Consider the following 25,642-nt stretch of genomic DNA (forward strand, 5'->3'; position numbering starts at 1 on the left):
TTGCTGAAAGGAGGTTAAATAGATGTTCAGGGTTACAAAATTTGCAGAAGCAAAAAGGACGTTCTGGCATAACGCATTACCTTTTTCTGAGTTTTATGATCCAAGATATGGGAAGATAAGTATTACTAAAGAATTAGCAGAGCAAATGGTAAAGAATTTTAAAAGCGGTATTCCTTCATATAATCCGCCTGTCAATATTTCACATATTGATGAGTTAGGAAAATATGGAGAAGTAGTAAATATGGAAGTTAGAGAAGATGGATTATGGATAGAGGTTGAATTGACAGATGAAGGAGTTAAGTTGTTAGAAGAAAAGAAATTTGAATATTTATCTGCAGAATATGTTGAAGAGTATAAAGATAAAAAATCAAATAAAAATGTTGGTGCTGTATTTATTGGTGTAGCTTTAACTAACAAACCCGCTCATCCTGATATGAAAAAAATTACCTTTGAAGAATTAGTGTCTGAAATAATCAAATTAAAAGAGATTTTAAATGGAGGTGAAAGTGGTATGCAAAATTTAGAAAAGAAGTTATCAGAGTTAGAAGGACAAATTAAGAAGTTCTCCGAACAAATCAAGTTAAAGGATGAAGAAATTAAAAAATTAAGCGAAGAAAATAAAAAGTTAAGTGAGGAGAACAAAAAGTTATTAGCTGAAAAAGAAGAACAAGCTAAGAAATTACATGAAGCAAAAGTTGAACAATGGGCTAAAGAATGGTTGGAGAAAGGTGTAGTTCCAGCTACAGTAGAGAAGGCTAAGGCTAAAGTATTAGCTGATCCAAAGATGTTTGAAGTGTATGATGAAGTATTTGAAACTATGCCAAAGGTTGAAAAAAAGCAACTTTCAGATTCAGAAGGCAAAATTGATTTAGGTAAAAAAGTAGAAACTGTAATTAAAACAGTATATGGAGGTGAATAAGTATGTTAGACAGAAAGGTATCTATAGTACCAGTTGATGTAACTTCAGCAATCCCTAAAGGAACAGTTTTAGAGTATGATAGCACAAACCAAAAATATATTCCTTTATCTGCAGGAACACCAGTAGGAATATTAGCAGAAGATGTATCCGCATCGCAAGATCCAGCAAAAGCAGCAGTTATATTCTTTGGGGTTGTATATGAGGATGAATTAGATTCAGGAGTAACAGTAACAGAAAATTTAAAGGCACAATTAAGACAAGTTGGGATATTCTTAGAAAATAGAGCAAATGCTTAGGAGGTGTGAATAATGGGTGCAATTGATTGGAAATTTTTAACTGAATTATATAGAAAAACACCAGTTGAGAATTATTTCTTAACAAAAACACTTGGTAAAAATAAAAAATTTAGTCCAGTTCCAAAAGTAAATATAAGAACAGAAGATTTCGGTATGACTATAGCAAGTTTAGGAAAAGTCGGAGATCCAGCTAAACCAGTAAAAACTACAAACACTGTAACTGAAACAATGATTGATCCAGCACAAATTTTTGAATACGATGAATTAACTGAAGATGATATTTTTGCAAATGCAAATCCTGGAGTATTAGCCCTAAATGGTTCTGAAGGTGTTGTAAGTAATAAAGAATACATAAGAGCTTTAAAAATGGAAGGATTAAAAAGAAGAGTCAATAGAAGAATTGAACAAATGTTTGCTCAAATAATTTCCGAAGGTAAAATATCATACAATGATGGTGAAAGAAAATATGAAATTACATTCAACAACGTAACTCCTGTGGATTACACATTAAGTTCTACAACAAAAATTTATAAAGATTTAGTAAATGCAGCAGATGAAATTAGGAAAAATGGATTTGCCCCAGACATGATTATTATGTCTAAAGATGTTGAAGCAGCATTATTTGATAATACTCAAATTAAAGATATGATTAAGAAACAAGAATTGAATTTAGCAAGAGCTCAAATGCAAAATGAAGATGCTTTAGTTAGAAGAAGCTTCGAAGCAGTAAATATCCCACCAATGTATGTATATATGGGTGAATATAACGATGGAACAGTTAAAAAATATATACCAGATGGAACATTGATTATGTTATCTTCACAAGCATTTAGATTAGCATTTGGTGCTATAGTTCAATTTGACGTTCAGCCAAATGGAAATCCAATTATGACTGATGTATTATCTTGGGAAAAAGTTACAAAAGATGGTATAGCTAAAGCATTATATGTAATGTCAAGACCATTGCCGTATTTAATCAATGCAAATGCTTTAAAAATATTTAATGTAACTATTTCATAATAATGGAGCCCTTCGCGGGCTCTCTTGTTTTATGTGAGGTGATTATATGGTTACGATAGATAATATAAAGAAAATAATACCTGATGAAATATTAGATCAACTTGCTGCTGATGATGTAAATACAACAGATGAAGTTTTGCAAGAATTAATAGATAATGCAACTAATTTTATAAATGCAATATTTGCTGATTTTGATGAGAGCTTTAAAGATGAAATGATTAGAAATTACATTAAAAAAGAATTATATTTAAATGCTGGAAAAATAGAGGAAGCTCAAATGATCCAAGAGTCTTTTAATGTAGCAACATTGCAAAGAGAAAAACAGAAAACATCCAGTTCAGGGAAAGTAGCATATTCTTCTGCATCGCAAGTATTTACTGATGACGAATTAGAGAAGTGGTGAATATGGAAATAAAAATTAATGATAAAGATTTAAAAAAGAAATTGAATTCTCTCATGAAGAAAACAAATGATTTATCCCCGGTTATGAAGGATGCAGCACTTATAATGAAACAATCTGTATTAAAAAATTTTGATGAACAAGGAACAGAAAATGGTAAATGGAAAGATTTATCTAAATCCACAAAAGAACATAAGAAAAGAAAAAAAGGAACAGCATATCCTATTTTAGTAGATTCAGGAAAATTAAAAAAATCATTTAATACTTCTTACACCAAATATACAGCTAAAGTATGGACAGGGGTTAAATATGGTGTATATCATCAAACAGGAACAAGAAAAATGCCAAAACGTCCTTTTATGCATATAAGAGATGAACATATTGAGATTATAAAAAAAATAATCCTTAAATATCTGGAGGAATAATTATGGTAGATACAATAAAAACATTATTAGCTAATAATGGTTATAAAGTTGTAGAGTTTGATAGATTGTTAAATAATGCATGTGCAGTTAGAGAAATAAAAGGAAGTATAACTCCCTTAACTTCTAATAGATATAGAATATTTCATCAATTTCAGATTATATATAAAACCAGCAAAACGAATTTGAAAGACATTACTATAAATATTGCAAAATTGATTTATTCAAATTTTGATGAAGTTGAAAATATAGATTATTCAATCGATGATGAAAATAATGTTTCGGTTATAGAATTCGTAATTCCAGAAACAATTTAAAGTGAGGTGAAATTAAATGGCATATACAGGTGCAAAAAGTAGCGTATTGTTAGGAATAGAGAGTTCGTTCGCAACTGAAGCAACGTTGAAATATAAGTTGCCTTTCAAATCAGAAAGTTTGAATCACAAAATTGAAACAGCAAAATCCGAGGCATTGCTTGGAATTAGAGGAACAAAATCACTTGCTCCTACGAAAGAAGGTGCAGAAGGCTCTCTTGAATTAGAAGCTTATCCAACATCTGCAGAATTAGCTTTTTACCTTGCTTTAGGTAAAGCAGCATTAGTGGATCCTGACGGAACAGCTGATAGTGGTGATGAATATACGAAAATTACACCTATCGATTTAAATTCAGATATACCTTCTGCAACAGTTCAAGTGGATCATTCAGGACAAAAAATGAAATATTTAGGAATGAAAGTAAATTCATTAAAATTCAGTGGTGCAGTTGGTTCAATACCCTCAATTAGTTTAGATTTAGTAGGTAAAGAGGAAGTATTAGGCGCTGGAACAGAAGGAACAATAGTTGATGTAGATGATCAACCATTTTTCTTTAAAGAATTAACTCTATACACAGATGATTTTCAAACAACAACCGATCTTTATTCAAGTATTGAGCTAAATATAGGTAATAACTTAGATGCAGACGATTACAGACTTGATGGAACAGGGAAAAGAAAAACATTAGAAGCAGGTAATTTAGAAATAACAGGAAGTTTAGATATTATCTTTGATGCTTCTGTTGTTAGTGGTGAATACAGTAAATTTAAAAACTTCCAGGACGGAGCAATAGGTATTAAATTAGAAAAAGCAACAGGAGAAAAATTAACAATATATCTTCCAAGAATCAATTTCTCAGAAATGACACACGATATTGGAGGAGCAGAAAAAATAATGTTCAAAGCAAACTTTACAGCTTTAATTCCTGATACTGGTGATGTAATTGAAGTTTCTGATTATCAAAATACAACTGGAACATATTAAGATTGGAGGTAGAGGTTATGGGATTATTTGCAAGTGAAAAAACTATAAAAATTTATTTTGAAGAAGGTAGAATAGTTGAAAAAGAAACACAGGATTACATTGAAGTATTAGAAGAATTAAGTTTTGAATTAGGTGAAGAAATTAAGAAAGCAGTTACACCAAAAGATTTGGTAGTTAATGCTGATGGGAGCTACAAAATGAATGTAGAAAATTCTGTGCAAGTTCCTTTGAATGTTCTGGTAAAGGTTATAAAAGGTTGGAGTGAACAAGTTCCAGTTACAGTTGAAAACCTAAAGAAACTTGATAATAATATTATAAACAGATTATGGGTAAAACTACAGGAAATGTATGGATTAAGCCTCCGCTGAAAGGAGGCTTTTTCTTATGTTGTATGAATTCGATAATGACTGGATAGAAACAAAAGATCCAAAAGAATTGAGTATAAAAGAAAAAAGATTTTTTGAGACACAAAGATATACCAAATTATTGCAAAGTTATATACTAGATTGGTCTATTAATCAAAAAATAACAGAGAAAACAATAAAAAAAATTAAGTATAGATATATGAGTTTTATAATTCGAGATATTGGTAGAGAAATAGAAAGGTTTGATAAAAACGTTCTAAAAGAAGAAAAAATCATAACTAAGATTTTTTATCTTAGATTTAAAGGAGCAAAGGTTATAAAACACGGCGAGAATTTTTGGGAATATTTAGATGATCTTATCTTTGAAATACCATATTATTTTGATCATAGAGGAAATATAATTCATTTACCAAAAACAGCTGGTATAGAGGATCAGGAATGGGAAAAAATGAAAATAATCACCATGGCACAAAATGGATTAAAAGAAGTTTTAAAAGAGCAGAATAACGCAACTTAAGGTGGTGACATCATGTTAAATAATACAGCGAACCTTGCGATAATATTAAGTGCAATAGATAAAGCAAGTCCTCAAATAAACAATGTAGCTAAGGGATTTGAAAGAATTAAACAAACTGCAGAACAAGCAAAAAAAGCAGCTACTATTGCATTAAGCGCAATTTCTGCTGCTGCAGGTGGAGCGACAAAAACTTTTATAGAATTGGAAAGAAAAATATCTAATGTAAAAACGATGTCAAAGATGACATTTAAAGAAATGGAAAGGGGATTATTAAATCTATCTTCTAAATACGGAAAATCTGCAACTGATCTTGCTGATGCATTATATGATATTGTATCTGCAGGATACGATGGCACAGAAGCTATGCAAATATTGGAGAGCTCAATAAAAGGTGCAGTCGTTGGTGTCTCTGATATTCCTACTGCAGTCAGTGCGACATTGACTGTATTGCGTTCTTATGGTGATGAAATAAAGAATGCAGATGAAGTTCAAAAATTAATGTTTGCAGGTGTTCAAAAAGGTAGATTAACCATGCAGGATTTAGCTTCGAATATTGGTGAAGTTTTGCCTATTGCTAAAAGTTTTGGAGATAGCTTCAAAAATGCATTACTTACTTTAAGTTTTGGAACACAGGTATTTGGTGGTCAGGCAGATCAAACTGCTAATAGGTTGCAAAACTTATATCAAGATTTACAACAAAAATCAGATGCCTTTGAAAAACTTGGGATTAAAATCTATGATACTCAAGGAAAATTTTTGGGACTAAATAAAGTAATGGAACAATTATATAAATTGACTGCTGGAAAATCAACGTCAGAAACGAATGCAATTTTAAATTCTCTTGGTGTTTCTGATACAGCACAGGAAATGATTTTAGCAATAATAAATAATTTTGAAGATTATAAAGAAACGTTGGAAGATGTTGGTAATGTGGATTTTGAATCAAAACTTGACGAGCAATTAAATACACTATCTGCATCGTGGGATAAACTTAAAGAAAGTACAATAAATGTTGCTAGAATATTCGGAAGTTCATTGGCCAAAAATATAAAGAATATAATTGATAAAACTCAAAAAATAGTTTCGAATATTGGTGATTGGATAAACAAAAACAAAGAATTTGTTGCATCTTATACTTCTACAATAGTTAAAATATTATCTGTTACAGTTGGATTATTAATGATTCCAAAAATAATAGCATTAATAATGAGTCCTATAACATGGCTATTAGTTGGAGTTGCATTATTAGCTGGAGCATGGACATTAAATTGGGATGGAATAAGAGATAAAACAAAAGAAGTGTGGGGAAAAATAGAACCTATTTTCAACGCTATGAAAAAATGGTTTAATGAAAATCAAAATAAAGTTGTGCAATGGACATGGAATATTCTTGGAAATGCTTGGGATTGGATGAAAAACAACTGGGAAAAAATAGAGCCATATATAAAAAATGCTTTTGATTTAATAATAAAAGCAGGAGAACAACTTATTAAATGGACTTTTGATATTTTAGGTTCTGGGTGGAATTGGTTAATAAATAATTGGGATACAATAAGCGAATATATAAAAAAAGCTTTTTCTTGGTTATGGAATAAAGGAGAACAATTTCTAAAATGGAGTTTTGAAATAACCGGAAAAGCGTGGGAGTGGTTAAAAAATACATGGAAAGAGATAGAACCTTATATTCAAAACGCTTTTAAATATTTGTGGAATAAAGGAAATCAATTTATAGAATGGGGATTAAAAACAAGTGGAGATGCTTGGGATTACATAAAAAACAATTCTCTAAAAGATATAATAGATGATTTAAAAAACAGTTTAAATGAAAATATTGGAACACTAAAAATGAATATGAGTGACGAAACAAAGGGTATTTTAAATAGTATAACTGTCTTAAGCAAAGGCGTATGGGCAACCTTAAAATGGGATTTAAATACATTTCTTGATACGTATAACTTAACAATTGTTCCAATTATTAATGGGTTAAAAGAAGTGATTGTATATGTAAAATTGCAAGAAGCTACAGATAACCAACAAACAATTAACTCTATAATAACAGGTCTTTCTACAAGTTTAGGTGCAAAGTATTTATTAAAACAAGGTTGGGTATTAAGTATAGCTGTTGGATTTACAGTTGGAGCAATGAACTTTCTATCTTCTGGTGTCAGAAAAGATATGCAAAATTTACAAAAAATTTTACAAGGTGAAATGTCGATAAAAGATATAGCAGACAAAACAGGTAGAGAATATACACAACATCTTATTGATATTCTGATGAATGAACCAAATTCAATACGGGGTGGAATTCTTAAAAATATGTTGGATTTATCAAAAGAAGAACCTTCATTAATAAATGATTTTAGAATGTTGGGACTTTCAGTCGGTTTTGCTTTTGCTGATGCATTTAGCACTACCGTTAAGGAAATTATAAATAATTTATTTGGTTGGATAACCAAGAAGACAGAAAAATATACACCTTCAATTAAAGAAAAAGCAACATTTGTTGCTGATAGAACAGCTATTCATTTATCAGATACTGAACAACCTTTTATGTCTGTTGGTCATATTCCAAAATTCGCCACAGGAGCTATACTTGACAGAAACGGTTTTGTATATGGTCCTGGCACAGAAACAAGTGACAGTATCTTAGCAAGAATAAGTAAAGGTGAAGCTATAATTAATGCAAAAAGTGCAAGAAAATATCGAGATTTACTTATAGCAATAAATAACGATACGTTAAAACTTCCAGGATTTGCAGAAGGTTATGTGGAACAGAATTTAAGTTATTTATCAAAATTCAAAGATATTTTACCTAAACAATTAAAAGTTATTTTAGAAACAACAGCAAAACACTCTGAAGATACTGAAGGATATGAAAAACTTGTAGATTCAATAGTAAGTTTGATTAAAATGAATAAAGATATGGACAAACAAATTGGTAAATTAGAAGATACACTTAAAAAACAAATAAATGCATTAAATGAAAATACAAATACAACTAAAAATAACAACAAAAATAACTTAGGAATGGGAAATTTAAGAGAAATAGCTGAAGAAAACCTTAATCCATTTAGAGAATTAATTGGCAAAATAATACTTAAATTAAATGATAACAAAGAAATAAAAACATACTACAATTTTCAAAAAGATCAATTAGGAAGTTTAGGAAAGATTTTTTCAGGTGGATTTGATATATTAACAGGAAGCATAAGAAATGTGGGAACTTTAGTTGCTGATGGAATTATGAAAACATCATGGGCACAAAATATATCAAATTGGATTAAAAGTAATGCCAAATCAGCTGGAAATGCTATTAGCGGAGGTCTTTCAAGTTTTGGAAACGCAATGGGAGAATTAGGGTCACAAATAAGTTTAGATCCGATTTATGGTCCAATATTAGACGGTTTAAAAAACGTTTTTAGTGGTGTAACAGGATTGCTCGGAGATATATTTGGACCAGTTATTCAAGCAGTTATGAGCCTTAGTAACGTGGTTGCACTTTTAAATCCAATAACAACTATTGTGGAAAGTTTAATGGCAGTAATAGGACCTTTAATAAATAGTGCTTTACAACCATTTGTAAATATATTAAAAGCACTTGGACAAATGTTAGGAACATTATTAATACCGTTACTCGATCCATTATTCGCTGGATTACAAGCATTTGGAGCAGTTTTAACTTGGATATATAATGCTGTATTAGTTCCTCTTGGTCGTGGATTCTATGTAGTATTTGGAATGATCGCAAGTGCTTTTAATTGGTTGTACAACGTTGTTTCAGATGTAGTTAAAGGGTTAACCTTTGGAGTTGTAGACATGGGGAAAAGAGCTGTAAAAAGTTTTGGTCAAATTGTAAGAGAAGCTAATGAAAAAGTTTCAGAAATTGATATGAATGTTGAACAAAATGTGGAGAATTCATATCAAAGTCAATATACAAGCACAGTTCAAAGAAGTGGTCCGGAAGTTGTGAATAATACATTTATAATAAACGCTAATGATAGTTTTATAATGGATGGAGAAAGTAGTTTCAAAGAATACTTAGCAAAGACAGTTCAAGAATTATTCGACAATGGAACATTGAAATTTGCATAAATTAAAAGCGAAGCCCGTTTATGGAGCTTCGCTTAATTTAATATAATAGGCATATTATTCTGAAAATATTCATCTTTATTCATCATTTTCAATCCAACTTATTTTACCAACAACTTTACCTAAAATTTTTAATTCTTTTTTCTTATATTTTGGAATTATAATAGGTTCATAATCAGAATTTAAAGCTACTAAATGTATAACACTATCTACTTGATAAAATTTTCTTATTAAAAAATAATTATTATAAGCAAAAGCTCCAAAATCATTATTGTTTAAAAGGTTTTGTCTCTTTATTAAAGCAATATCTTTTATATGAAAACGAGGAATCATTGAATCGTCCTGAATTTCAATTCCAAAATCAATATTTTTATTTACAGGAACAGGTATTTGTGTAATTATATTATCTTCTTCTAAAACAAAATTATTTTCTATATATTTAAAAAGATTTTTTATTACAGGAATAAATTTGACCATTGACACATTATCTGAAATTTTATCCTTTGAATTATCTAATCCTAATAAATTATCAAGAGATATATCAAGAGCCTTTGCTAATTTTGCAAGATTTAATGCTCGGGGTTCCTGACCATTTTCTATTCTAAATATAGTAGATATACTCGTACCTATTTCTTGAGCCAAATCCTCAGCTGTTATGTTTTTGCTTTGCCTAATTTCTTTTATTTTTTTTCCTATTTGTTCCCAATCATGCATAAAAGCCATTGTATCACCTCGCTGTTTTTTATTATATCATAACACTCGCATAAACGCAAATGTAAATTATTTTTTACATTTATTTAATTGAAAATATTTCATATATGCTATATAATTACACTGCAAAGCAATAACGCTATATTATTAATAATATAAATAGCATACATGGAGGTGAAAATATGAATAGGATTAAAGAATTGCGAAAGAAAAAAGGTTTATCTATTAAATATGTATCTGAAAAAACAAAACTTGCATATTCTACAATAGTTAGAATTGAAAACGGAATTTTGAAAAATCCAAAGTATTTTACTTTAAAAAAAATTGCGAATGTTTTAGGAGTTAATGTGGATGATTTATTTGATAATGATATTATATCAGAATGAAAGGTGGGGGATGCAATGGCAAATTTAGTTAAATTTAATTTTAATAGTAATGAAGTGAGAGTATTGTTAAGAAATGGAGAACCTTGGTGGATTGGAAAAGATGTGGCTAGCATATTAGGATATACTGATACCGAAGCAATGACAAGAAGGTTGGATGAAGATGAGCAAATGCTGATTAATAGTAAAAACCTACAAAATGTCGGTTTTAAAATTCCAACACGAGGATTAAAAATAATCAACGAATCAGGGCTTTATAATGCAATTCTTGGAAGTAAAAAACCTCAAGCAAAAGAATTCAAACGATGGGTTACTCATGAAGTATTGCCTTCAATAAGAAAATATGGAAAGTATGAAGTTGAAACTAAAAAAACAGAATTTGAAAAATTAGAAAAAATGAAAGAAGTAATTTCACTAAGAAAGCAAAGAGAAAACAGATTAAGGGCTTTACAACTTCAGAAATTTCTAAAAGAAAATGAAGATTTGGATGAAATGACCAAGAAAACAATTGAATCAGAAATCTTAAAATTATTAACAAATAAAAGGATAATTCCGTTACCACCATACAATAAAAGTATGTCAAATAAATTATTAATTGATAATGATAAAATGGAACCAACTTATAAGAAAGGAGATATTGTTTATTATGAGAAAAAGGATTATGAGCCTGGAAATGATGTAGTTATATATTACAAAGGTAAAAAAATTCTAAAAAGATGTGCAAGAAACAGGCATGATGGAAGGATTTTTTTCTATAATTTACAACCAACAATAGATGGTATAGAAGTAGTATGGGAAAACGAATGTACAGTTCTTGGCGTAGTTACAAGTATTCAAAGGGAGATTTTTAAAGTAGAACTTAAATATGAACCTGAATATCAAAAAGAGACCTGAAAAGGGTCTCTTTTTTATTACGGAGGTGAAATAATGGTAAGAAGCTCAGAAAAACCTTCTGAAATTCAAATAATTAGCGTTACTGATGATATTAGAAAATCAAAAACAAGAGTGAAATATGCTTTCAATTACAATATTCAAGAAGTTCGGGAAGAAATGCCAATAATTGATGAACAAGGGAATGAAATAATGCAAACTCAAACAATGTACGAATATGAGCAATTTATTTTTGAAAGTGAATTTGATTTGTTCATGAAAAATGTTATTCCAGAAGTTTTAAAAACTATGTATGCAGCTAAAAAAGATGAAATAATGCAAAACCTCGCCTTAGCAAACACTGAAATACCAAAAGAAATAAACATTGGAGAGTGATTTATATGGATAATTATACTTTATATGGTATAAAATATAATTCTGAAATTATATACATTGGTATGACAAAAAATATGAAAAATAGGATAAGGCAGTACAGGTATAATACAAAATATCTTAATAGACCTATACATTATTTTTTAAAGAAGGTCGGGATAAACAATGTAGAATTTATAATATTAAGAGACGGTTTAGACAAAATAACTGCTGCAAAAGCGGAACAATTTTATATAAAAAAATACAACACCTTTGAAAAAGGATTTAATTTTACAACTGGTGGCGATAATGTTTTAGATTCATATTATAGAGAAATATCAAAAAAGAAAATATCTTCATCCAAAATAGGACATAAGGTAAGTTCAGAAACACGAAAAAAAATTTCTTCGAAAAATAAAGGAAAGTTAGCTGGCGAAAAACATTTTCAATATAAAAATCCAAGAAGTAAAAAAACCATTGAAAAGATAAGAAACAAATTAAAGGGGAGAAAATATCCTAATAGGAAAAAAAAGATTTCACCATATGAAAGTTATGAGAAAACTAAAAACATGTATATTATGAGAGATGATGGAAAAATATATATAAAAAGGAAAGATATTGCTTTAGATTTAAATGTATCTCCTTCATCAGTTTCGGATGTTTTGCACGGGAGAATAAAAACTTTAAAAGGATATACCTTTAGATTTGTTTCAAAAGAGGTGATAAATCATGGCTTTGATAAAAACACCATACAACCTCATTTATAACGATGATGGCAGTTTGTGTGTAACTTTGCGTGATGATGATGTGCCGTTCGAGGGTGTAAAAAGTTTTGCAGTGGAAGAGGGAACGGAGAATTTATTAGCTACTTCTGGTTATGATCCCGGAAAAGTTTATTCCGGAACTACGTATCCATTTTTGCAATGGAATATTACAGATAAAATACAAACAACATGGATTGATGAAGGAGATGGATATTGCACATATTCTTGGCAGTTTGAAGGAAAAAAAGACTCCGGCGATGGTTATCCGCGTTTTTATCTTTGGTTCGGGGATTGGAGTTGGAATATTAATACTGCAATACCTTCATTTGATTTTAAGAAAAGTATTCTACAGGTTAGAATGCCAAACCCAACAAATAAAAGTGTATTTTTTGGTGTTTATCATTATCCTTTTAATTCATCAGGGCGATCATATGCAAAAAATATGCAATTAGAAAGAAAAGCCTTTTCAACAAGTTTCGTGAATGGTGCAAGACCATATGGACAATTTAAATTTAATCAAAATTGGGATTATAACAATGTAGTATTTTCAACATGGTTTAAGATAAATAAAGTAAATAATCCATATCCGAGGATTTTTGATCAAACGCCTGATGATACTAATAGCGTTGACGATTTTGGATTTTATTATGAGCAAATTACTAGTAAATTTAAATTAAAAGCAAATACTATAGAGTTATTAAGTCCTTATATATCAAATTCAGATGTAACTAACAAATGGTGGTTTGTTGTTATTGGTTTTGATAATGATATAGGATTTATAAAATTATATGATGAAAATTCATTATTTTGGGACACTACATTTACAAACAATATAAACAATGAATCAGTAAAACAATATATGTTTAAAATCGGAGATAGTGGAACAAAACAAAGATTATTAAACGGTTTAATTTCAAACCTTTTCATAGGAGATTATAAAGATAAAGACGGTAATGTAATCTGGACAGACGAATTCATTCAAGAAATTTACAACGCAAAGAAACCATTTGCAGTACCAGCTAAGATACCAATAATATAATCAAGAGAGCGTAAGGCTCTCTTTTCTTTTTAAAGCGAGGTGAAAATAATGTTCGAACCTTTGAGCATAGATCAAAGTTATTTGCAATATATTAGAGATCCAACGAGATATAAAAAGATATTATTTTATGCAAAAATAGATGGAACGAATTGGTATGACTTAAGCGATTACGTTCAACAAGTTAAAACAACAAATAGAATACAATTACTTTCCAAACCAGCATTTGATGAAGCTAAAATTATAGTTGCTAATCTAAATGATGAATTTACACCCACACAATATAATGCTAGTTTTGACCCTGCATCTGGACAAATTAATGGAACGACAAATGATGATTATTTAAATAAAATTTGGGAAGTGAAAATATATTTAATAGTTTCAAAAGAGTTAGAAGGAATAGACTTACCGGCAGGAACAATTGAATATTGGAGAAATTCATTATTAGGAAGTTTGAATGATACAGTACCTGTTGGATATACTGCCTCTCATGAGGATGAAAATTCAATAGTTATTCCACTCTTCTATGGTTGGAAACCTGCACATGGTATAGTAGAAAAACACAAAAAAGCAGAAATAGCAATAAAAGATTTATTATGGGTAACTTCTCAAAAGAAACTGGAAAATCCTTTGCTTTATACACAAATGACCCCTAATGCAATAATAGCAGACTTATTAACAAGAGCAGGAATAGATAGCAGTTATCACGATTTGCAATCATTAACAACGACATTTGATGTATTTATTGCAGGGCAAGATAAAACTTATTGGCAAGTGATTCAAGAAATTGTAGAAGCTACACAAGGAAGAATATCAGTAAGTCCGGAAGGAAAAGTAAAGTATAGAACGAGAATTGAAAACTTCACTGAACCAACAACAGTAGTAAGTATTAATGAAAATAATTTTGCAAATTATGAATTAACTAAAGATAAAAAATACAATAGAATTGTTGTTGAGAGTGAAGGGTATGAAATAGGAGCTACAAACACAGAATTACTTATAGATACGAAACTCCAGGGAGATAATGCAATAATAGAAGCTGGGAAACAGGCTACATTTGAACTCGAATACACAAGTGACTATGGAAAAGATTTTGATACATATGTAACTTTAACAGTATATGAAGGAGATACTATAGTTGAAGATAAAGGAAGTTTTCAACAAGGTGACGATAACGGATTAATAAGAGTTGATGAATTAACAGCATATCCGGAAAAACTAGTTTTAAAAATTACAAATCTTTCAAGTAGTGTTGATTATAGAATTGATTATGTTGGATTTAAAGGAAGACCTATAAAGAAAATAAGTTTAGACAATGTTGTGCTTCCAAATACAACTAATGAACCTGATTCAGAATTAAAAATCAAATCTTATTATTCAAATCAAAGTATGCTTTCAAATGTTGCTGATGTTGCATATTCTAACTCAGAAAAAGAAATACACTTTAACCTTAGAATGAATGAATTTTATCCAGATATTTACGCTGGAAATCTGATAAATGTTTCTCTTGCACCAAAAGGAATAGCAAATGGTATATTCATTATCAACAAAGTTAATCATAAACTTACTTCATCAAAGTTTGAAACAGTAATCGATATAACAGAATGGAAAAATATAGCTTTTGATATTAATAATAAAATAATAACCAAATCTATAAAGTCGGATGCAGTAGTAAAACCTTCTGAACAAACACAAATCGAAGAAATTCAAGGGCAAGTACAAGCACTTCAAAAGCAAACTGATGCGGTTGATAATAGAACAAGCTATTTAGACGGAAAAGCTCCTGCAACTCCATTAAATCTATCATTAACAACAATAAACGAGAATGGATTAAGTTTTATAAAAGCATCGTGGAACGCAAACACAGAAAGCGATCTTATTGGATATGAACTAGCATGGAGTTACGATGGAACAGACTGGAATTATATAAAAACATCTGAAACACTCGTGAAATTTGAAGTAGTAGGAAATAAAACAATATACGTAAAATTAAGAGCTTTAGACGCAGAAGGAAAGAAATCAAACTGGAGTGCAGTGCAAAACATAACAAGTGCAAAAGATGAAACACCACCTGCGATTCCAGCAGGATTAACAGCCACAGGATTATTTCAAAAAATACAGGTTTCATGGAATGCAAACTCAGAAGAAGATTTCAAAGAATATGAATTACAAGTAGCAACTGATAGCGAATTTACACAAAATGTAGAAAACATAAAATTTAATACAACAAGTTTTACATATTCCGGAGCATCTAATACAACATATTATTTCAGAATTAGAGCTATAGATCAAAGTGGTAATATAAGTAATTGGAGTGCAAGTGTTTCAGCAACAACTGCAAAGGTTTATGATGAAGATTTAGAAAGTGCTATTTTGGAAGACGCTCAAAACGATATTGAAAACTTAAATATAAGTTTAGGATATAAAGCTATTTCTCTTCCACAAGGAGCAATCGCATATTGGGCTAATTCACTTGTTGATGAAATAAACCAACTTGTGCCAGAAGGTTATGAATATTCTAACCTTGATAAAATGGTAAAAATCAAAGCAGATAATATATTGGCAGAAAGTATTTTAGCAGAACATATAGGAGCAAACAAAATCATAACCAACGCCGCAAATATCGCAACAGGTGTAATTCAAGAAGCACATATAAAAGATGCAAGTATTGCAGAAGCAAAAATAAAAGATGCAGCAATAACAAATGCGAAAATAGCAGATTTGGCTGTAGATGACGCTAAAATAGCAAGTATAGACGCAAGTAAAATAAAAACAGGATATTTAGATGCAGACAGAATAGCAGCTGGAACTATAACCGCAGATAAATTAATTATGCAACCTGCTTTTAGCGTTCCTTCTGGAGCAATTGCTTATTTCACTAACTCTCTTGTAGATGAAATTAATCAAATCACGCCAGCGGGTTATGATGAAGTAAACCTTGCGCCTACAATTACACTAACACCTGATAATGCTCCAAAAAATAGTATAGTTGCGGATTTGTTAGCAGCAGATAAAGTTTATGCAAATCATATAAGCGTAAATGAACTTTCAGCGCTTACAGCAAATGTAGGAACATTAACTGCTGGGGTGTTGAAAGGAAATTCAGGAAAAACGAAATTTGATTTAAATAATGATATTATAGATGTTAATAATGGTGCAGTAAAAATAGGAAGAGGGACTTTACCTAATGGCGGAGATGGAATATATATAACTTCTGGAGCTTTTCAATTAAAAAATGACTCTGGAACTGTTGTAATTGATGGTAAAAGTAATATGTTTAAAATTCATCAAACAGGGACTGTTTATGTAAATGGTGGTCAAACTGTTACTATATATTTTCCTTCTTTAGGTTATAGACCTGCTTTACTTTTATATGCTCAAGGTTCAAATATAGATGGAGAATCTAATACAGTTTCACAGTGGCCACTATATGTATATTGGGAAAATTGGGGTTCCCATGAGTGGGGAATCTGGGCATGGACATATAATAATTATATTCGAATAAGAAATTTTTATTCATCTGGAAAGTATGTTAGATACTATGTTTTAAAGGAGGCTGGGATTTAGTGATTATATTATATAATAACGAGGGTAGAATTATATATGCTTTCGATGACATTATGCATATCAAAGATTTAAGTTACCCAGAAAAAAATTTAAATTTTTTAATAATACCTCATAACATCCCTAATATTCACGATTATTGTGTATTTAACAATGAACTTATACCTAAAATGAAAGCTAAAATATCTTATAATAAAGAAAAGGGAAATTTAAAAATAAGTTTTGTCGGTAATCTAAGTATAAAAAAAGTACAATTAGTAATTGGAAATAAATTAAATTCAGGCAAAAAAATAACACTTCCTGCATCAAATAATACGATAGAAATAGATATAATAAAAGATGAACAAAAAAAATGGTTTATAACTATTGATGATCCTTTAATTGAATATAAGGAGGTTATTGTATGAAATATAAATTAATACTTAATCCGCCCAAAAACGAAATTATACAAGATTCCAAAATAAAAGCCGATGATTTATTATACTTAATAGTTCATAGTATAATAGACATATCAAATAATTCTCATATTGAAAGCAACTATATAAAAGCTTTAAAAAGAATTATTGAAAATAATGAAAATCAGCTAAGAAATGCTATTAAAAATACTGGAATAAAGGTGGTTAAAAAAAATGAGTGAAAAATTTACTTTGATTCTTTTTTTAACAGCGATTAGTATTTTGGTGTTTCATAATTTATATGTTGAACTTATTCCTCCTACAAAATGGGAACAAAGAAATATATCAGATGAGGAAAAAAAAGTTTGGTTTAATATATTGCCGCATTTAAAAGGAACTCCTTATAAATTAGGAGGCCAATCTATTAAAACCGGTTTTGATTGTTCAGGATTAATAATTTATTTATACAATAAAATAGGTGTAAAATGGTTTAAATATAAAAGCTCCCTTGTTAAAGATGTTTCTGCCAATAATCTTTATTGGTATAATGTCAAAAAAATATCTTTTGCTCAGATAGAAAAAGGAGACCTTATATTTTTTGATACTGATAATGATGGAAAAATTGACCATGTTGCTATATTTGATAAACTTGATAAAGTAGGAAACATCTGGGTATGGGATGCGACAACTGAACCTGATGGAATTAAAATTTATGCTGTAACTAATAGAATTATCAAAAATTTCTGGCAAAAAAGACCACTATTTGGAAAACCATTGAAAGTTTCAAAAATTTACTAATTTATCATTAAAAAACTTTCTGATCCCCTCAGTTGTAAAGGAACCCACTTCATTTTTTTATAAAAAAGTAGTATAATAATAATACAATTAATACCCGTTAAGTATACTGAGGGGGTGATAAAGTGCGTTTTGATTATAAAAAAGCCGTTCAAGCCATAGCTTGGTTTGCCCAAAAAAATGGAAACAAATTAAATTATATGAAAGCCATAAAATTATTATATTTTGCTGAAAGATACCATATCAGAAAATATGGTCGTCCAATTTTTTGGGATAAATATGTAGCTATGAGATTCGGCCCTGTTCAATCAAATGTATACGATTTAATAAAAACACAAGATTATCCTTTTGATGATGAGGAAAATATTGCATATTTCCATGAAATTATAGATATAAAAAAAGATAAACTAAATAAAATATATGATATAAGTTTAAAAAATGAAAATAAAATTAACTCTAAAGTTTTTTCAAAAACAGATATTGAAGCATTCGAGTTTTCTTGGAATACTTTTGGAAAGTTTGATGAGTTTGAATTAGCAGATATATCTCATATTTATCCTGAATGGAGTAAATATGAAGAACTTATTAACCAAAAAATAAAAAAATCAGAAAAAATGAATATGATAGATTTTTTCGAAAATCCTTCAAAAGAAAAAATTAAAAGATTAAAAAAATATGGTTTTGAAAAAGATCCATTTGAAATAGACGAAGAAATTTTAGAAGTTGCTAAAGATTACGCAGAAGAAATGGGGATTTTAAACTTATGACGGATTGGAATACAGTTAAAATAATCCAAGAATATTACAAAAAAGTAAAAATAAAAAAAGGAAGTGTTTTATGGATAAAAGATAGTAATATTGCGGGTGGAGAAAGGCATTATCACGTTGTGATAAATAATCCTATTTTTGATGATGTATTAACAGTTGTAGCTACGTCACGAGTTGAGAAAGCCAAAAAAAGAAAAAAAGCTTTTAATGAACCAGATGATAGTTTAGTAGTGATCCCACCCAATTCGCACAAATGGTTGAAAGAAGAAACAGCTTTTCAGTGTTGGAGTATAATGAAATATACACCTGATGATGTAATAAACAGACTAAATATAATTCCTGTAGAACCAATATCTAAAGAAATTTTAGAGAAAATTATTAATGGTGTATTGAAAAGTAATATGGTTGAAGAAGAAATTAAAGACAAACTCAAATAAATTAATCCTAAAGAACCCTTCGGGGTTCTTTTTTTATTGTTCATGTTTGGAGGTGGAATTTTGGAAGTAGCAACATACGAATTTGAAACAGATTATATTGACATTTTGCCAATAGGAGATTTACATTTAGGAAGTGAAACTTCAGATTTTAACAAAATAATTAAAGCATTAGAACAAGAAAAGGATGCAAAAATAATTTTTCTTGGTGATTTAATTGACAATGCTATTGCAAATTCTTTAGGTGATGTATATTCACAAAGAGATAATCCACATGAAACTATCCAACAGGTAAATGCATTATTTAATGCTTTTAGGGAAAGAATTTTGGGAGTTGTTGGTGGTAATCACGAAAGGCGAACATGGAGAAAAGTGGGAGTTGATCCAATTGCATTATTATGTGAAGAAAAAGGTATTCCATATAGCGATGATCTTATGGTTGTTGATATTAATTTAAAACAAAAAGGGAAAAAACTTAGGGGAAGCAAGAATAGAATAAACTACAAAATAGCTTGTCATCATGGTTCAAGCGGTGGAAGATTTCCAGAAAGAAGCATGAGACAGCATAGATATTTTTTTGATGTTATTACTGGCATTGATATTTATTTGGCAGGACATACACATGTTCCAGAAATGCATAAGTTTTCCATTTTTGAGTATGATTCCAAGAACAAAAAGATACGAAAAAAAGACGTGGTGGGTGTAACTGTTCCAGCATGGAATGATGAAAAATATGCGGTGCAGAAATTACTTGCACCAACAGCAAGAGGAATATTTAGAATACGTCTTTATACAGAAAAAAATCATAAAGTTGAAGTTTTAGCGAGGTGAAAATATGGACTATGAAAAAGAAATTGGGGATTTAAAATTAAAAAACGTTGAGCATAATGTTATTTTGCTTCAACTTAAAGAAGAAATCGAAAATCTCACTCAAAAAATAGATAAACTAAATGAAGAACTTCATAATGGTTTAATCTCAAAAAAAGTAAACGAAGCACTTGAACGAAGAGCTGGAAAATGGTTATTAGGTGCAATAGGTAGTGCGTTAGGAACAGGAATTATAGGCTTTTTAATTGGGAAATTCTTTGGAGGTTGAGAATATGGATTGGGAAGATTATAGAGCAAAGCTTGCTATTGCAGTTATGGGAGAGTGTGAGAATTGTAGCGCATTTGAAAAATTCCTTGTTGCTTGTGTTGGTTGGAATAGATGGTTACATCAAAAAAAATATAAATTCAATCCTTTGGAAAAAGATTTTCTTGGATACAATAGGAAAATAGTTATAAACAATGTGTCAAGAGATGCAATGGAAGAAAGTATCAAAGCTGTGGATAGAGCATTTATTGAATTAAGATCAAGTCCAGTATATCGTGATCTGTTCTTTTTCAATTTAACAGGGAAAAAACCGAGTACAATTTTTAAGGTTGAAGCTGCAAAATTTGAAGGAGTGAAGCATACATTCTTCAAAATTATTGAGTAATATTCAAGAAAACAAACTGAAATATAACCTTAAAAAGATATAGCGCCTATAAAGGTGTTATTTTTTTATTTATATATAAACAATCATAAAAGTATAAAAAACAGCGCTAATACCTTCAAATTTTAGCGCGTGTAATCCTTTTATAGAAAACTTTTCAGGAGGTGTTATTTGTGGAAGAAGTTTTATTAAAAACCATTGTGTATGTAGCTGTTGGCATTGTGTATATCCTTGTAAATTCGTTATTGAAATCCAAAAAACTTGAAAGCGAAGTTAAAACTATAAGGAAGGTAATAAAACATGCCGTGGAATATGTAGAGCAAGTATCAAAAATTGAAGACTTACACGGAAATCAAAAAAAGAAATATGCAAAAACTGTTGCTAAAAACATGCTGAAAGATTTACACATTAACGTTTCTGATGGAATAATAGACACAATAATTGAAAGCATGGTCTTTTATATGAATTTAGAGAAAGGAGATGAAAGTAATGAACTTGAGTGATTGGAAACTTTGGTTAGTAATTGCAGCTGGAATTATTGCTCTTATTTTGCCTTTCGCTGTAACAGAATTAGAACACTCAGAACAAAGTAAAGTAGTTGTAGAACAATACTTAAATCAAGAAGAAGATGCTACAATTGACGTATATGTTTATTCCGATTCATGGGAAGAAGCAAAACAAATTCTAGCGATGAAGTATCCAGGATACATCGTTGAGGAATATGTATATATAGATAATAAAAAATCTTTCTTAGTAAGACTTAAAAAAATTGAGAAGGTGAGAAAATGAAATTAGAAATTGGGGATATTCTACTACTTCCTACAGAAAGTGTTGAAACCTTCAAAATAATCGCCTCTCTTTTGGGGCAGAACACAGCAAAATTAATAAAAAATTTAACGGATCAGGATTATCTTCACGCTGAGATGTACATTGGAAATGGATATATTATGGCAAGCTGGCTGAATGGAGTTCATATTGCAAAATATCCGATTTCAGTACTTTCAAAATTTGATGTTTTTAGACATAGAAATAAAAGAGTAAAAGCAGTAATTAGAGAAAGAATCCAAGATGATTTAAAAGCTTTTATAGATGGTAAAACAACAAAATATATTAATAAGCCTTATGATCTACAAAGCTTGATTTTAAATAGCATTTCTGAAATAGTTGGAATAGTTGCAAATGAAGAAGAATTTGAAAACAGTTTGAAATTCGATAATCCACATGCTTATATATGTTCTGAAATGATTGCAAGAATATATGCAGATGCTGGAGTTAAGATAAAAGATAATCTTGAATTTATAAGTCCGGATGATATTGCTAAAAGTCCGGAGTTTGTAAAAGTGATATAAAAATAAAAAAGGCAGCGGTTAAATTTATCTTCGCTGCCATTTTCCATACTTATATGGATTACGTCTGGTAGCCCCACGGGGAATCGAACCCCGACTCTCGGACTGAGAATCCGATGGACTAGCCGTTATCCTATGGGGCCATAAATTGCAATCCTATTATACCATAAAATTTTATATTTGTAAATATCATAAAGAACCTTGATCTTTAAAAATTGCTAAAAAGGTTAATAATAATATTTTTATATCGAGTAACAAACTTTTATTTTTTACATAATAAAGATCATATTCTGTTTTTATTTTATAATCCTCCAGGTTTGTTGTATATTTAAATTTAACCTGAGCCCAGCCTGTAATACCAGGATTTACCAAAAGACGATAATTATAAAATTCTATATTTTCCATGCACATATCATGAAATGAAATCATTTCCGGTCTTGGACCTATAAAATTCATATTTCCTTTTAATACATTAAAAAATTGTGGCAATTCATCAAGCCTTGTTTTTCTTAAAAACTTACAGAATTTATTAATATGATTATTGTGTATTGTTCTAAATTTATACATCAAAAAATTTTTTTCATTTTTCCCAACTCGAGTTTGTTTGAATATTACAGGTTTCCCTAACATAAAATAGTTTATGGTATATATTACTATTAATAATGGTGAAGCAATAATTAAAAATAATAAAGTTATAATTATATCAAGAAATCTATTTTCACTTTTTTCAATAAAAAATTCAGAATAATAATATTTGAATTTTTTTAATACAATTAAAGGAATTCTCTGTAAATATTTTTCAGCAATTTCAGGTAATATTTCTATAATATAACCATTCTTTTGTGCATCTTCTAACTCTTTTTTTATATAGTGTTCCAATGAAGGATCGGCAATTAAAATCCTATCAAAATACTTTAGGTTTTCTTTAAACGAGGTCGGATTCGGATTTAAATATCCGCCAAATTGCATTTTATTATTTGTTTTTAGTGTTATTTCATCTAATATTTTTTTAAAATCTTCCTTTTTACCAATTACAAGATATTTCATTTTAATCGCTCCTGAATTTACATTAAATAGGCTTCAATAAATATTTCACCGTAGTTTTCAATAATCCTAAATATTTAATAACCATTCAATAGATTCATCAGATAAATTTTGTTTTAATGTGTTTAAAACACCAAGTTGTTCAAAATGATTTATTAAAAATGTGCTATATTCCAATACATTAAAGAAATCAGATTGCTGGATATTTTTTCTTCTATATTCCAAAATCAATTCATCCATATCATCAATTACAAATTTCAAATCTCTTTTTATAATAATATCCAATTCTAAATCTATAAATTCAATACTGTTATTTTTTGATGAATATTTACCGAAGTCAATGTAAATCAAATAATCTTTAAGAGGTGAATTAAAAGCTGTTTTAAATGTGGTAAGCATTATTAATTTTTCAGGTATAACTAATCTTTTAATTTTTTCTATGGAATTATGATTATCAAGTGTTATCCACTTTCTTTCTATACCATAATAATTATCAAATTCCATTATTTCATCAATATTAACCTCTACTTTTCTTGTAGGTGAAACAAGAGTTTCTTTTTTTTCATTTAAATAGAAAATATAATCTTTCATTTTCATCTCTCCCTCTTAAACTAAAGTAAAATTAAGGTTAAATTTATTATAACATAAATGATTACAATCGTCAAATTTTTGAATTCATTACAATGATTTCTAAAATTAAAGAAAATGAGGTAAAATATAAATAATCTACGGATGTTGGAGGTGCCATATGATTCATTCATTATCAATAAAAAATTTTGGATTATTTAAAGATATTTCTGTTGATTTCTCCGAAGGGTTAAATGTTATAACCGGAGAATCTGGTGCTGGAAAATCCATGTTTATTAAAGCCCTAATATCATTATTAAGTGGTAATATACCAAAAAATTTGAGAGGAGAAAATGGATCTATTTCAGCTTTTATTACTGTTTCTGATGAAATAAAAAAAGAAATTGAAGATTTTTTAAATTTAGAAAATGACGAGATTATTTTAAATGTAAATTTCACCGAAAAAAGAGCTGTCTTTAGAGCTAATGGAACTATTATCCCAAAAAGTTTTTTAGAAAAAATTGGTTCATATGTTATGGAAGTTCATACTCAAGATTCCCAAGTATTATTAAGGACACCTTCATATCACAATTTATTGGCATATAATATACTAAAAAAGGAATTGAATTCTCTTATTGAAAAATATAATTTAAAATTTAAAGAATATACTACTTTAAAAAACAAAATGAGTAAAATTCCTGATGATCCTTCTGAAATTTATAGAAAAATTGATATATTAAAATACCAAATTGACGAAATAGAAAGCATTTCCCCAGAAGAAGATGAAGATGAAAAATTACGTGAAGAATATAAGAAATTAAGCAATATAGAAGAAATCAAGAATAAACTTTCGAAAACATTAGCTTTATTGAAAGATGAAGAAGAAAACATAGATGTTTTAATTGGAGAAGTTGTTGATGATTTATCTGATATTTCTGAATATGGATATTCTTCAGAACTCGATATTGCCGTTTCAATTCAGGATTTAATAAACGAATTATACAGTGAAGTTGAAAATAAATTATACGAAATTGAAAGTGACCCGGAAAAATTTGAGGAAATATCAAATAGATTAAGTGAAATCAATAATTTAAAAAGAAAATATGGGCCTACTCTTGAAGATGTTTTTGAACATTATAATTCATTTAAAAAAGAATTAGATGAACTTCTTTCATTGGAAAAGCTTATAAACGAATTAAAACCAACTATGGATAAAATAAAAAAAGAGCTATTCAAAATTGGCGAAGAAATAAGGATTCAGGGTGAAACAGTTCTCAAAAAAATCGAAAAATCCATTAAAACAGAACTCAAAAATTTAAATATGGAACATACAGAAATTAAGTTTGAATTTTCAAAATTAGAAGAACCTTCAAGATATGGAACATATAGTATAAGATTAAAAGCTAAAACTACTAAACAATCGCCATTACTACCTATTGAAAAAATTGCTTCAGGCGGTGAACTCTCAAGGATTGTTTTAGCTATAGAAAAGGCGCTTGGAGATATGCATATTGTTGAAACGATGCTTTTTGATGAAATTGATTCTGGTGTTGGTCAGAGAATGGCTGATATTATAGGTAAAAAATTGAAGGATTTTTCTAAAAACAAACAATTAATTGTAATAACACATATGCCTCAGGTTGCCAATTATGCGGATAAACATTTTAAGATTTACAAATACGAAGAGGATGGAATAACCTTCTCAAACTTAAAGGAATTAAACAAAGATGAAAGAATAGAAGAGATAAAAGAAATGTATGGTGAAATAGTATTTGAAAAAGAGGTGGAATAA

The 25,642-nt window shown here is 29.2% G+C and carries 31 protein-coding genes and 1 tRNA gene; 28 read left to right on the top strand and 4 right to left on the bottom strand.

Annotation, left to right across the window (positions count from 1 at the left end):
- The first annotated feature begins 22 nt into the window (after nucleotides 1–22).
- From LN42_RS01855 to LN42_RS01900, 10 genes are read left to right on the top strand one after another with little or no spacing between them, the layout of a single operon-like run.
- Nucleotides 23–919, top strand: a complete 897-nt coding sequence (locus LN42_RS01855; protein WP_075780217.1) for a phage protease — start codon at nucleotides 23–25, stop codon at nucleotides 917–919.
- 2 nt (nucleotides 920–921) lie between these two features.
- Entirely contained in the window at nucleotides 922–1,215 is a 294-nt protein-coding gene (locus LN42_RS01860; RefSeq protein ID WP_075780218.1) for a hypothetical protein, read from the top strand.
- A 12-nt stretch (nucleotides 1,216–1,227) separates the two neighbouring features.
- Complete coding sequence (locus LN42_RS01865; RefSeq protein WP_075780219.1) at nucleotides 1,228–2,235, top strand: major capsid protein; 1,008 nt, start codon at nucleotides 1,228–1,230, stop codon at nucleotides 2,233–2,235.
- A 46-nt stretch (nucleotides 2,236–2,281) separates the two neighbouring features.
- Entirely contained in the window at nucleotides 2,282–2,638 is a 357-nt protein-coding gene (locus tag LN42_RS01870; protein WP_075780220.1) for a hypothetical protein, read from the top strand.
- Nucleotides 2,639–2,640: 2 nt separating this feature from the next.
- Complete coding sequence (locus LN42_RS01875) at nucleotides 2,641–3,060, top strand: phage virion morphogenesis protein (protein WP_075780221.1); 420 nt, start codon at nucleotides 2,641–2,643, stop codon at nucleotides 3,058–3,060.
- Between the two features lie 2 nt (nucleotides 3,061–3,062).
- Complete coding sequence (locus LN42_RS01880; protein ID WP_075780222.1) at nucleotides 3,063–3,374, top strand: hypothetical protein; 312 nt, start codon at nucleotides 3,063–3,065, stop codon at nucleotides 3,372–3,374.
- Nucleotides 3,375–3,390: 16 nt separating this feature from the next.
- Nucleotides 3,391–4,356 carry a phage tail tube protein gene (locus LN42_RS01885; protein ID WP_075780223.1) on the top strand — a complete coding sequence of 322 codons (966 nt, stop codon included), beginning with the start codon at nucleotides 3,391–3,393 and terminating at the stop codon, nucleotides 4,354–4,356.
- A 17-nt stretch (nucleotides 4,357–4,373) separates the two neighbouring features.
- On the top strand, nucleotides 4,374–4,724 hold the full coding sequence (locus LN42_RS01890) for a hypothetical protein (RefSeq protein ID WP_075780224.1): 351 nt from the start codon (nucleotides 4,374–4,376) through the stop codon (nucleotides 4,722–4,724).
- Between the two features lie 16 nt (nucleotides 4,725–4,740).
- Nucleotides 4,741–5,238, top strand: a complete 498-nt coding sequence (locus tag LN42_RS01895; RefSeq protein ID WP_075780225.1) for a hypothetical protein — start codon at nucleotides 4,741–4,743, stop codon at nucleotides 5,236–5,238.
- A 12-nt stretch (nucleotides 5,239–5,250) separates the two neighbouring features.
- Nucleotides 5,251–9,330, top strand: a complete 4,080-nt coding sequence (locus LN42_RS01900) for a phage tail tape measure protein (protein WP_075780226.1) — start codon at nucleotides 5,251–5,253, stop codon at nucleotides 9,328–9,330.
- Nucleotides 9,331–9,405: 75 nt separating this feature from the next.
- Here LN42_RS01900 and LN42_RS01905 read toward each other — a convergent pair whose 3' ends face one another.
- Nucleotides 9,406–10,050 carry a LexA family transcriptional regulator gene (locus tag LN42_RS01905; protein ID WP_075780227.1) on the bottom strand — a complete coding sequence of 215 codons (645 nt, stop codon included), beginning with the start codon at nucleotides 10,048–10,050 and terminating at the stop codon, nucleotides 9,406–9,408.
- 170 nt (nucleotides 10,051–10,220) lie between these two features.
- Here LN42_RS01905 and LN42_RS01910 point away from each other — a divergent pair, with 170 nt between their 5' ends.
- The 17 genes from LN42_RS01910 to LN42_RS01990 all read left to right on the top strand — a co-directional run bounded on the left by LN42_RS01910 (nucleotide 10,221) and on the right by LN42_RS01990 (nucleotide 22,242).
- Nucleotides 10,221–10,424 carry a helix-turn-helix domain-containing protein gene (locus tag LN42_RS01910; protein WP_075780228.1) on the top strand — a complete coding sequence of 68 codons (204 nt, stop codon included), beginning with the start codon at nucleotides 10,221–10,223 and terminating at the stop codon, nucleotides 10,422–10,424.
- A 15-nt stretch (nucleotides 10,425–10,439) separates the two neighbouring features.
- A complete protein-coding gene (locus tag LN42_RS01915) occupies nucleotides 10,440–11,315 on the top strand; it encodes a BRO family protein (RefSeq protein ID WP_075780229.1) in 876 nt (291 codons plus the stop codon).
- Between the two features lie 33 nt (nucleotides 11,316–11,348).
- A complete protein-coding gene (locus tag LN42_RS01920; RefSeq protein WP_075780230.1) occupies nucleotides 11,349–11,687 on the top strand; it encodes a hypothetical protein in 339 nt (112 codons plus the stop codon).
- A 5-nt stretch (nucleotides 11,688–11,692) separates the two neighbouring features.
- A complete protein-coding gene (locus LN42_RS01925) occupies nucleotides 11,693–12,430 on the top strand; it encodes a GIY-YIG nuclease family protein (RefSeq protein ID WP_075780231.1) in 738 nt (245 codons plus the stop codon).
- Nucleotides 12,393–13,466, top strand: a complete 1,074-nt coding sequence (locus LN42_RS01930; RefSeq protein WP_075780232.1) for a hypothetical protein — start codon at nucleotides 12,393–12,395, stop codon at nucleotides 13,464–13,466. Before LN42_RS01925 ends, LN42_RS01930 begins: the two co-directional genes overlap by 38 nt.
- A gap of 48 nt (nucleotides 13,467–13,514) precedes the next feature.
- Entirely contained in the window at nucleotides 13,515–17,030 is a 3,516-nt protein-coding gene (locus LN42_RS01935; RefSeq protein WP_075780233.1) for a hypothetical protein, read from the top strand.
- Nucleotides 17,030–17,434 (top strand): hypothetical protein, encoded by a 405-nt coding sequence (locus LN42_RS01940; RefSeq protein WP_075780234.1) that lies wholly within the window; start codon nucleotides 17,030–17,032, stop codon nucleotides 17,432–17,434. Before LN42_RS01935 ends, LN42_RS01940 begins: the two co-directional genes overlap by 1 nt.
- Complete coding sequence (locus LN42_RS01945; protein WP_075780235.1) at nucleotides 17,431–17,664, top strand: hypothetical protein; 234 nt, start codon at nucleotides 17,431–17,433, stop codon at nucleotides 17,662–17,664. Before LN42_RS01940 ends, LN42_RS01945 begins: the two co-directional genes overlap by 4 nt.
- Entirely contained in the window at nucleotides 17,657–18,220 is a 564-nt protein-coding gene (locus tag LN42_RS01950; RefSeq protein ID WP_075780236.1) for a C40 family peptidase, read from the top strand. The genes LN42_RS01945 and LN42_RS01950 overlap by 8 nt, the downstream gene beginning before the upstream one ends.
- Before the next feature lie 122 nt (nucleotides 18,221–18,342).
- A complete protein-coding gene (locus LN42_RS01955; RefSeq protein ID WP_075780237.1) occupies nucleotides 18,343–18,984 on the top strand; it encodes a Panacea domain-containing protein in 642 nt (213 codons plus the stop codon).
- Nucleotides 18,981–19,421, top strand: a complete 441-nt coding sequence (locus LN42_RS01960; RefSeq protein WP_075780238.1) for a hypothetical protein — start codon at nucleotides 18,981–18,983, stop codon at nucleotides 19,419–19,421. The genes LN42_RS01955 and LN42_RS01960 overlap by 4 nt, the downstream gene beginning before the upstream one ends.
- 60 nt (nucleotides 19,422–19,481) lie before the next feature.
- Nucleotides 19,482–20,249 (top strand): metallophosphoesterase, encoded by a 768-nt coding sequence (locus LN42_RS01965; RefSeq protein ID WP_075780239.1) that lies wholly within the window; start codon nucleotides 19,482–19,484, stop codon nucleotides 20,247–20,249.
- Nucleotides 20,250–20,253: 4 nt separating this feature from the next.
- Nucleotides 20,254–20,514, top strand: coding sequence for a hypothetical protein (locus tag LN42_RS01970; RefSeq protein ID WP_014295863.1), 261 nt, complete (start codon nucleotides 20,254–20,256; stop codon nucleotides 20,512–20,514).
- 4 nt (nucleotides 20,515–20,518) lie between these two features.
- Nucleotides 20,519–20,896: a hypothetical protein gene (locus LN42_RS01975; RefSeq protein ID WP_014295864.1), complete on the top strand. Its 378-nt coding sequence runs from the start codon at nucleotides 20,519–20,521 to the stop codon at nucleotides 20,894–20,896.
- A 170-nt stretch (nucleotides 20,897–21,066) separates the two neighbouring features.
- Nucleotides 21,067–21,396 (top strand): phage holin, LLH family, encoded by a 330-nt coding sequence (locus LN42_RS01980; RefSeq protein ID WP_075780240.1) that lies wholly within the window; start codon nucleotides 21,067–21,069, stop codon nucleotides 21,394–21,396.
- Complete coding sequence (locus tag LN42_RS01985) at nucleotides 21,383–21,682, top strand: hypothetical protein (RefSeq protein WP_075780241.1); 300 nt, start codon at nucleotides 21,383–21,385, stop codon at nucleotides 21,680–21,682. Before LN42_RS01980 ends, LN42_RS01985 begins: the two co-directional genes overlap by 14 nt.
- A complete protein-coding gene (locus LN42_RS01990; protein ID WP_075780242.1) occupies nucleotides 21,679–22,242 on the top strand; it encodes a hypothetical protein in 564 nt (187 codons plus the stop codon). The genes LN42_RS01985 and LN42_RS01990 overlap by 4 nt, the downstream gene beginning before the upstream one ends.
- A gap of 65 nt (nucleotides 22,243–22,307) precedes the next feature.
- On the opposite strand, the gene LN42_RS01995 is transcribed toward LN42_RS01990, so the two are convergent.
- The 3 genes from LN42_RS01995 to LN42_RS02005 all read right to left on the bottom strand — a co-directional run bounded on the left by LN42_RS01995 (nucleotide 22,308) and on the right by LN42_RS02005 (nucleotide 23,874).
- Nucleotides 22,308–22,382: transfer RNA gene (locus LN42_RS01995), tRNA-Glu, on the bottom strand.
- A 46-nt stretch (nucleotides 22,383–22,428) separates the two neighbouring features.
- On the bottom strand, nucleotides 22,429–23,286 hold the full coding sequence (locus tag LN42_RS02000; RefSeq protein ID WP_075780243.1) for a sugar transferase: 858 nt from the start codon (nucleotides 23,284–23,286) through the stop codon (nucleotides 22,429–22,431).
- 66 nt (nucleotides 23,287–23,352) lie between these two features.
- A complete protein-coding gene (locus tag LN42_RS02005; RefSeq protein WP_041638434.1) occupies nucleotides 23,353–23,874 on the bottom strand; it encodes a DUF402 domain-containing protein in 522 nt (173 codons plus the stop codon).
- Nucleotides 23,875–24,031: 157 nt separating this feature from the next.
- On the opposite strand from LN42_RS02005, the gene LN42_RS02010 reads away from it, so the two are divergent.
- A complete protein-coding gene (locus LN42_RS02010; protein WP_075780244.1) occupies nucleotides 24,032–25,642 on the top strand; it encodes a DNA repair protein RecN in 1,611 nt (536 codons plus the stop codon).

It is taken from the genome of Marinitoga sp. 1137, assembly GCF_001941525.1.
Lineage (GTDB): Bacteria > Thermotogota > Thermotogae > Petrotogales > Petrotogaceae > Marinitoga > Marinitoga piezophila.

Coding starts and splice junctions, on each gene's coding strand:
- LN42_RS01855 (WP_075780217.1), top strand. CDS start 23: ATGTTCAGGGTTACAAAATTTGCAGAAGCAAAAAGGACGTTCTGGCAT.
- LN42_RS01860 (WP_075780218.1), top strand. CDS start 922: ATGTTAGACAGAAAGGTATCTATAGTACCAGTTGATGTAACTTCAGCA.
- LN42_RS01865 (WP_075780219.1), top strand. CDS start 1,228: ATGGGTGCAATTGATTGGAAATTTTTAACTGAATTATATAGAAAAACA.
- LN42_RS01870 (WP_075780220.1), top strand. CDS start 2,282: ATGGTTACGATAGATAATATAAAGAAAATAATACCTGATGAAATATTA.
- LN42_RS01875 (WP_075780221.1), top strand. CDS start 2,641: ATGGAAATAAAAATTAATGATAAAGATTTAAAAAAGAAATTGAATTCT.
- LN42_RS01880 (WP_075780222.1), top strand. CDS start 3,063: ATGGTAGATACAATAAAAACATTATTAGCTAATAATGGTTATAAAGTT.
- LN42_RS01885 (WP_075780223.1), top strand. CDS start 3,391: ATGGCATATACAGGTGCAAAAAGTAGCGTATTGTTAGGAATAGAGAGT.
- LN42_RS01890 (WP_075780224.1), top strand. CDS start 4,374: ATGGGATTATTTGCAAGTGAAAAAACTATAAAAATTTATTTTGAAGAA.
- LN42_RS01895 (WP_075780225.1), top strand. CDS start 4,741: ATGTTGTATGAATTCGATAATGACTGGATAGAAACAAAAGATCCAAAA.
- LN42_RS01900 (WP_075780226.1), top strand. CDS start 5,251: ATGTTAAATAATACAGCGAACCTTGCGATAATATTAAGTGCAATAGAT.
- LN42_RS01905 (WP_075780227.1), bottom strand. CDS start 10,050: ATGGCTTTTATGCATGATTGGGAACAAATAGGAAAAAAAATAAAAGAA.
- LN42_RS01910 (WP_075780228.1), top strand. CDS start 10,221: ATGAATAGGATTAAAGAATTGCGAAAGAAAAAAGGTTTATCTATTAAA.
- LN42_RS01915 (WP_075780229.1), top strand. CDS start 10,440: ATGGCAAATTTAGTTAAATTTAATTTTAATAGTAATGAAGTGAGAGTA.
- LN42_RS01920 (WP_075780230.1), top strand. CDS start 11,349: ATGGTAAGAAGCTCAGAAAAACCTTCTGAAATTCAAATAATTAGCGTT.
- LN42_RS01925 (WP_075780231.1), top strand. CDS start 11,693: ATGGATAATTATACTTTATATGGTATAAAATATAATTCTGAAATTATA.
- LN42_RS01930 (WP_075780232.1), top strand. CDS start 12,393: ATGGCTTTGATAAAAACACCATACAACCTCATTTATAACGATGATGGC.
- LN42_RS01935 (WP_075780233.1), top strand. CDS start 13,515: ATGTTCGAACCTTTGAGCATAGATCAAAGTTATTTGCAATATATTAGA.
- LN42_RS01945 (WP_075780235.1), top strand. CDS start 17,431: ATGAAATATAAATTAATACTTAATCCGCCCAAAAACGAAATTATACAA.
- LN42_RS01950 (WP_075780236.1), top strand. CDS start 17,657: ATGAGTGAAAAATTTACTTTGATTCTTTTTTTAACAGCGATTAGTATT.
- LN42_RS01960 (WP_075780238.1), top strand. CDS start 18,981: ATGACGGATTGGAATACAGTTAAAATAATCCAAGAATATTACAAAAAA.
- LN42_RS01970 (WP_014295863.1), top strand. CDS start 20,254: ATGGACTATGAAAAAGAAATTGGGGATTTAAAATTAAAAAACGTTGAG.
- LN42_RS01975 (WP_014295864.1), top strand. CDS start 20,519: ATGGATTGGGAAGATTATAGAGCAAAGCTTGCTATTGCAGTTATGGGA.
- LN42_RS01985 (WP_075780241.1), top strand. CDS start 21,383: ATGAACTTGAGTGATTGGAAACTTTGGTTAGTAATTGCAGCTGGAATT.
- LN42_RS01990 (WP_075780242.1), top strand. CDS start 21,679: ATGAAATTAGAAATTGGGGATATTCTACTACTTCCTACAGAAAGTGTT.
- LN42_RS02000 (WP_075780243.1), bottom strand. CDS start 23,286: ATGAAATATCTTGTAATTGGTAAAAAGGAAGATTTTAAAAAAATATTA.
- LN42_RS02005 (WP_041638434.1), bottom strand. CDS start 23,874: ATGAAAGATTATATTTTCTATTTAAATGAAAAAAAAGAAACTCTTGTT.
- LN42_RS02010 (WP_075780244.1), top strand. CDS start 24,032: ATGATTCATTCATTATCAATAAAAAATTTTGGATTATTTAAAGATATT.